At 58.3% G+C, this 1017-nt stretch carries 1 protein-coding gene and 1 pseudogene; one reads left to right on the top strand and one right to left on the bottom strand.

From position 1 onward, the window contains the following. Positions 1-618: pseudogene (locus JMF90_RS38330) on the top strand (IS3-like element ISBcen22 family transposase); the annotation flags it as partial. A gap of 279 nt (positions 619-897) precedes the next feature. Here the strand turns inward: JMF90_RS38330 and JMF90_RS40505 are convergent. Next, positions 898-1017 (bottom strand): integrase core domain-containing protein (locus tag JMF90_RS40505; RefSeq protein ID WP_231691705.1); only part of this gene is annotated, 120 nt, incomplete at its 5' end.

Raw genomic sequence — 1017 nt, 5'->3', positions numbered from 1 at the left:
GTGAGCCGTAATCGGGTCTATCGGCTCGACGCCGAAGAGCAGCTTCAACTGCGTTCGAAGCTACCCAAGCGCCGCAAGATGGTGGTGTCGCGCCGCGAGCGTTGCGTGCCGGTTCGTCCCAATGAAGTCTGGAGTCTGGACTTTGTGGCGGACCAGTTAGCCGACGGCACCCGCTTGCGCGCCCTGACGGTCGCGGACATCTTTAGCCGTGAAGCGCTGGCCATTGAAGTAGGCAAGCGCTTGCGTGCCGAGGACGTCGTGTCAGTGCTGAATCGTTTGGTGGCTCAGCGCCGCGCACCGAGGTTCCTGTTCGCCGATAACGGCAGCGAATTCTCGGGTCGCCTGCTGGACATGTGGGCCTACCACTACAAGGTGCAGATCGACTTCAGCCGGCCAGGCAAGCCCACCGACAACAGCTTCATCGAGACATTCAACGGCTCGTTCAGGGACGAATGTCTGAACCTGCACTGGTTCGAATCGTTGGCGGAAGCCAAACGAGAGATCGAGGCTTGGCGCCGCGACTACAATGAGACTCGACCTCACATGGCGCTCAAAGAGCTAACACCGGGTGAATTCGCCCGGCAATACAGCCTTCGGCCCACGGCCGAAGGCTCATGAAAGACCGAACACTAACGCTCGGCACTGTCCAAGAAATCCAAGCGGTTCAGGTGGATATCTGAATCCAGGTATGACAAGGCTTGTAATGCCTAGGTCGAAATCTCCGCACTTGAACGCACCGGCATACCGAGTATTCGGTTCATGGCGATATGGAAGTAGATTTCAGCTGGACATTGGGGCTTCAATTTGCGCCGATGCCGCCACCCTAACAGTCCGCTGGTTAGCCTAGGCAGCGGGCCCTGTGGAGTTGCCCCTGTAACTCAGGACACGCGGACACCGTTAGGTTGATGACACCGCATTACGCCTGAACTCGCGAGGCGAGCGGTATTTCAAGGCTTTGTGCGGGTGGCGCTCATTGTAGTGTTCAAACGCGATAGCCAGACGCGAGAGCGCTGTTGG

Origin of the sequence: Burkholderia sp. E168m23, assembly GCF_016586125.1 — a bacterium.
Lineage (GTDB): Bacteria > Pseudomonadota > Gammaproteobacteria > Burkholderiales > Burkholderiaceae > Burkholderia > Burkholderia orbicola.
This window is presented reverse-complemented; position numbering and strand designations above follow the sequence as displayed.